Raw genomic sequence first — 5,612 nt, 5'->3', positions numbered from 1 at the left:
GATCTCCTGGGACGACGCCGCGCGCGCCGTGCGCGAGGCCGAGTCCGCGCTCGACGCGGCGGTCGTCGACCTCGCGTCCGCGCGAGGGGAGGACGTCTGACGCCGGGCCGCGGGCGGGCGCGCGGCGGGCGGGGGGCCTAGCGTCGCGGGGGTGCTGGCCGCCTCCGTGACGCAGACGTCCCCCACCGACCCGCTGTCCGCGCTGGAGGTGGGGGAGCGCCCCGCCCCGCAGGCCCCGGACGGCTGGGTGCGGGTCCGCCTCGAGGCGGCGAGCCTCAACCACCACGACCTGTGGAGCCTGCGGGGCGTCGGGCTGCCCGACGAGCGGCTGCCGATGGTGCTCGGCTGCGACGGCGCCGGCACCGACGAGGACGGCCGGGACGTGCTCGTCCACGCCGTCGTGACGAGCCCGGGCTGGACGGGGGACGACACGCTCGACCCGGGGCGCTCGCTGCTGTCCGAGCGCTACCAGGGCACGCTCGCCGAGGAGGTCGTCGTCCCGGCGCGCAACGTCGTCCCGCGGCCGCCGGAGCTGTCCGCGGCCGAGGCCGCCTGCCTGCCGACGGCGTGGCTGACGGCCTACCGGATGCTCTTCACGCAGTCGGGCACCGCCCCCGGCTCGACCGTGCTCGTGCAGGGGGCGGGCGGAGGCGTCGCGACCGCTCTCGTCGTCCTGGGGCGCGCCGCCGGGTACCGCGTGTGGGTCACCTCGCGCAGCGAGGAGAAGCGGGAGCGGGCGCTCGCGCTCGGCGCGCACGCCGCCTTCGCGACGGGGGAGCGGCTCCCCGGGCGGGTCGACGCCGTCATGGAGACCGTCGGCGAGGCGACGTGGGCGCACTCGCTGCGCTCGCTGCGCCCGGGCGGCACGGTCGTCGTCGCCGGGGCCACGTCGGGCCCGGCGCCCAGCGCCGAGCTGCAGCGCGTCTTCTTCCTCGGCCTGCGCGTCGTCGGGTCGACCATGGGCACCCGCGAGGAGCTCGTGCGCCTGCTCGACCTCCTCGTCGCGACCGGGGCCCGGCCGGTCGTCGACCGCGAGCTGCCGCTCGCGCGCGCCGCCGAGGGCTTCGCCGCCATGGCGGCGGGAGAGCTGTTCGGCAAGGTCGTCCTGCGCACCCGCTGACCCGGGCTCGGAGCACCGCGGCCTCCACCACCGGCGAGGTGGCGGGGGCCGCGCTGCGCCGGCGGAGGGTAGCCGGGAGGCCAGGAGGCGGTCAGCCCTCGTCGGGCAGGCCGAGCCAGGGGCGCCAGCCCCCGTGGAGGACCAGCCAGGCGAGCAGGCCGTAGCCGGCCTGGCCGGGGTGCACGCCGTCGCCGGCGGCGAGGTCGGCGTGCCACTGCTCGTGGTGGACGAGCGGGTCGAAGCAGTCCACGTAGCGCACCGCGCGACGCGCGCAGACGTCGGCGAAGGCGTCGGCCAGCTCGGCCACGTCGTCGTTGCGGTCGGCGTCGAGGCCCGGCGCCGGTCCGACGACGAGCACCGGCAGGCCGCGGGAGGCGGCCTCGTCGAGGACGTTGGCGAGGTTGAGGCGGCTGCGCGCCATCGTCAGCCCGGCCTCGAGGTCGGCGCTGCCCAGCCCCACGACGAGCCGGTTGTCGGCGCCGGGGGCGAAGCGGCGCGAGGTCTCGTCGACCCAGCGCTCGAGCAGCCCGGCCGTGCCCTCGCCGGGCACCCCCAGCGGGAAGACGGTCGTGGGGCCGTCGTCGTCGGGGGTCCGGGCCGCGACGCGCCCGGTCCACCCCATGGCCCGGGGGTCGCCGACGCCGGCGGCCAGGGCGTCGCCGAGGACGCAGACGCGGCGGCCCGGGGCGGCCTGGGGGTCGGGGGCTGTGGTGCTCACGCGTCCTCGCTGTCGTCGCTGTCGTCGTCGAGGCGGGCCAGCCAGGTGGCCAGCCGCTCGACCGGGGTCTCGTGCTCGGGGTGGACGTCCACGAACGTCCTCAGCTGCTCGGCGAGCCAGGCGAGGGTGACCTCCTCCTCGCCGCGCCGCGCCTCCAGCTCCTCGATGCCGCGGTCGGTGAAGTACATGGGCCCATCGAAGCCCATGGGCGCACCCGACCGCACCACCCCTGCCGCGGGGGTGGTGCCGCAGCCCCGCCCGCCCCGCGAGCAGCGGGTGCGGGCGGGGCCGCGGTCAGCGGGCGAAGGCCCGCTCGACGAGGTCGGCCTGCTCGGCGGCGTGCTTGCGGCTGGACCCGGTGGCGGGGGCCGCCGACGCCGGGCGGGTCACCGGGCGGATGCTGCGGCCGAGGCGGGGGGCGACCTCGAGGGCCACGAAGGGCCACGCCCCCTGGTTGGCCGGCTCCTCCTGGACCCACACGAGCTCGGCGTCGCCGTAGGGCTCGAGCGCCGTGCGGAAGCCGTCCTCGTCCACCGGGTGCCACTGCTCGACGCGGACGATCGCCGTCCGGTCGTCCTCGCGCTTGGCGCGCGCCGCCTCGAGGTCCCAGGAGACCTTGCCCGAGCAGAGGAGGACGCGGTCGACCCGGCCCGGCTCGCCCCGCAGCGCCCGGTCGGGCACCACCGGCTCGAAGGCGCCGCTGGTGAAGGCGTCCACGCCGCTCGCGGCCGCCTTGAGGCGCAGCATCGACTTCGGGGTGAAGACGACGAGCGGGCGGCGGGGCCGCGCGTACGCCTGGCGGCGCAGCAGGTGGAAGTAGGACGCCGGCGTCGAGGGCATCGCCACCGTCATGTTGTCCTCGGCGCACATCTGCAGGAACCGCTCGATGCGGCCCGAGGAGTGGTCCGGGCCCTGGCCCTCGTAGCCGTGCGGCAGCAGCAGCACGACGGACGAGCGCTGCCCCCACTTCTGCTCCGAGCAGGAGATGAACTCGTCGACGATCGACTGGGCGCCGTTGGCGAAGTCGCCGAACTGCGCCTCCCACAGGACGAGCGCGTCCGGCCGCTCCACCGAGTAGCCGTACTCGAAGCCCATGGCGGCGAACTCCGAGAGCAGGGAGTCGTAGACCCAGAAGCGCGCCTGGTCCTCGGTGAGGTTCTGCAGCGGCGTCCACTCGCGCCCGGTCTCCCGGTCGTGGAGGACGGCGTGGCGCTGGGTGAAGGTGCCGCGGCGCGAGTCCTGGCCGGCCAGGCGGACGGGCACGCCCTCCATGAGCAGGGAGCCGAAGGCGAGCAGCTCGCCGTAGCCCCAGTCGACGCCGCCCTCGCGCGACATCTGCTCCCGCTTCTCGAGCAGGGCGCGCAGCTTGGGGTGGACCGTGAAGCCCTCGGGCGGGCTCGTGTGGGCCTCGCCGATGCGCTGCAGCACGGCCGGGTCGACGCCCGTCGCGCCGGTGCGCACGACGCGGTCGTCCTGCTGGGCGGCGGGCCGCTCGAGCCCGCCGGGGCCGTCGTGGCCGTCGTCGGCGCGGCTGCCGCCCTCGGACGGCGTCTCCCGCGTCTCGGCGAAGGCGCGCTCCAGCTCGCCCTGGTAGTCGCGCAGGGCCTGCTCGGCCTCCTCGACGGTGATGTCGCCGCGGCCGATGAGCGCCTCGGTGTAGAGCTTGCGGACGCTGCGCTTGGCCTCGATGAGGCTGTACATGAGCGGCTGGGTCATCGAGGGGTCGTCGCCCTCGTTGTGGCCCCGTCGCCGGTAGCAGACCATGTCGATGACGACGTCCTTCTCGAACTCCTCGCGGAAGGCGAAGGCGAGCCGGGCGGCGCGGACGACGGCCTCGGGGTCGTCGCCGTTCACGTGGAGGATCGGCGCCTGGATCATGCGACCGACGTCGGTCGAGTAGTACGAGGACCGCGAGCTGGCCGGCGCCGTCGTGAAGCCGACCTGGTTGTTGATGACGACGTGGACGGTGCCGCCGGTGCGGTACCCGCGCAGCTGCGACAGGTTGAGCGTCTCCGCGACGACGCCCTGGCCGGCGAAGGCCGCGTCGCCGTGCAGGAGCACGGGGAGGACGGGGAAGGCCTTGCCGCCCAGGTCGATCCGGTCCTGCTTGGCGCGGGCGATGCCCTCGAGGACCGGGTCGACGGCCTCGAGGTGCGACGGGTTGGCCGCCAGGTAGACCTTCGTCGAGGCGCCCGTCGCGGAGGTGAAGCGACCCTCGGTGCCGAGGTGGTACTTCACGTCGCCCGAGCCCTGGACGCTGCCCGGGACGGCGCTGCCCTCGAACTCCCGGAAGACCTGGCCGTAGCTCTTGCCGGCGATGTTCGTCAGGACGTTGAGGCGGCCGCGGTGCGCCATGCCGATGGCGACCTCGTCGTGGCCCGCCTCGGCGGCCTCCGACAGCAGCGCGTCGAGCAGCGGGATGACGGACTCGCCGCCCTCGAGGCTGAAGCGCTTCTGCCCGACGAACTTCGTCTGCAGGAAGGTCTCGAAGGCCTCCGCCGCGTTGAGGCGGTTGAGGATCCGCAGCTGTTCGTCCCGGTCGGGCTTGGTGTACGGCTTCTCGACGTGGTCCTGGATCCAGGCGCGCTGCTCCGGGTCCTGGATGTGCATGTACTCGATGCCCGTGGTGCGGCAGTAGGAGTCGCGCAGGATCCCCAGGATGTGGCGCAGCTTCATCGGCCCGCCGTCGCCGAAGCCGCCGGTGGGGAACTCGCGGTCGAGGTCCCACAGCGTGAGGCCGTGCGTCTGGACGTCGAGGTCGGGGTGGCGGCGCTGGCGGTACTCCAGCGGGTCGGTGTCGGCCATGAGGTGGCCGCGCACGCGGTAGGCGTGGATGAGCTCCACCACCCGGCTCACGCGCCCGACGTCCACCTGCCCGCGGATGCTCGTGTCCTGCACCCAGCGGACCGGCTCGTAGGGGATGTGCAGCGCGGAGAAGACGCGGTCGTAGAAGCCGTCGAGCCCGAGCAGCTTCTGGTGGACCACGCGCAGGAACTCGCCCGACTGGGCGCCCTGGATGATGCGGTGGTCGTAGGTCGACGTCAGCGTCATGACCTTGCTGACGCCGAGCTTGGCGATGGTGTCCTCCGCCGCGCCCTGGTACTCGGCCGGGTAGTCCATGGCGCCGACGCCGATGATCGCGCCCTGGCCCTTGACCAGGCGCGGCACCGAGTGGACCGTCCCGATGGTCCCCGGGTTGGTGAGGGTCATCGTCACGCCGGCGAAGTCCGCGACCCCGAGCTTGCCCTGGCGGGCGCGGCGCACGACGTCCTCGTAGGCCGCCCAGAACTGCGCGAAGTCCATCGTCTCCGCGGGCTTGACCGCCGGGACCATGAGCTGGCGGGTGCCGTCGTCCTTGGGCAGGTCGATGGCGATGCCGAGGCCGACGTGCGCGGGGCTGACCACCGCGGGCTTGCCGCCGTCGGTGGTGTACGCGGCGTTCATGGACGGCATCTCGGCGAGGGCCTCGACGAGGGCGTAGCCGATCAGGTGGGTGAAGGAGACCTTGCCGCCGCGCGCGCGGGCCAGGTTGGAGTTGATGACGATGCGGTTGTCGATGAGGGCCTTGGCCGGCACCGCGCGGACGCTCGTGGCGGTGGGGACCTCGAGGCTCGCCTCCATGTTGGTGACGACGCGGGCGGCGGGGCCGCGCAGGCGCACCACCTCGTCCTCGCGCTCGGCGTCCTCGCCGCCCTCGGCGGGCCGGGGCGCCAGCGCCGACGCCGGTGCACCGCGGCCGTCGCGGGTGCCGGCCGAGGACGGCGTGGTCCCCGG

General features: G+C 74.9%; 4 protein-coding genes. 1 reads left to right on the top strand and 3 read right to left on the bottom strand.

Annotated features, from left to right (window positions below; genetic code table 11):
* Positions 1-151 precede the first annotated feature (151 nt).
* Complete coding sequence (locus HLB09_RS12150; protein ID WP_171203627.1) at positions 152-1,120, top strand: zinc-binding dehydrogenase; 969 nt, start codon at positions 152-154, stop codon at positions 1,118-1,120.
* Positions 1,121-1,211: 91 nt separating this feature from the next.
* Here HLB09_RS12150 and HLB09_RS12145 read toward each other — a convergent pair whose 3' ends face one another.
* The 3 genes from HLB09_RS12145 to HLB09_RS12135 form a co-directional block, all read right to left on the bottom strand.
* Positions 1,212-1,838 carry a GDSL-type esterase/lipase family protein gene (locus HLB09_RS12145; protein ID WP_298804446.1) on the bottom strand — a complete coding sequence of 209 codons (627 nt, stop codon included), beginning with the start codon at positions 1,836-1,838 and terminating at the stop codon, positions 1,212-1,214.
* Positions 1,835-2,026: a DUF6104 family protein gene (locus HLB09_RS12140; RefSeq protein ID WP_171203626.1), complete on the bottom strand. Its 192-nt coding sequence runs from the start codon at positions 2,024-2,026 to the stop codon at positions 1,835-1,837. Before HLB09_RS12140 ends, HLB09_RS12145 begins: the two co-directional genes overlap by 4 nt.
* Positions 2,027-2,132: 106 nt before the next feature.
* Positions 2,133-5,612: multifunctional oxoglutarate decarboxylase/oxoglutarate dehydrogenase thiamine pyrophosphate-binding subunit/dihydrolipoyllysine-residue succinyltransferase subunit (locus HLB09_RS12135; RefSeq protein WP_171203625.1), on the bottom strand; the 3,480-nt coding region annotated here is incomplete at its 5' end.

Origin of the sequence: Pseudokineococcus marinus, from assembly GCF_013004605.1 — a bacterium.
Classification (GTDB): Bacteria; Actinomycetota; Actinomycetes; order Actinomycetales; family Quadrisphaeraceae; genus Pseudokineococcus; species Pseudokineococcus marinus.
Note: the sequence above shows the minus strand (reverse complement) of the source record. Positions and strands in the feature narration are given on the sequence as shown.

Bases quoted from the DNA above. Each gene is read 5' to 3' on its own strand.
- HLB09_RS12140 (WP_171203626.1), bottom strand. From the start codon at position 2,026: ATGTACTTCACCGACCGCGGCATCGAGGAGCTGGAGGCGCGGCGCGGC.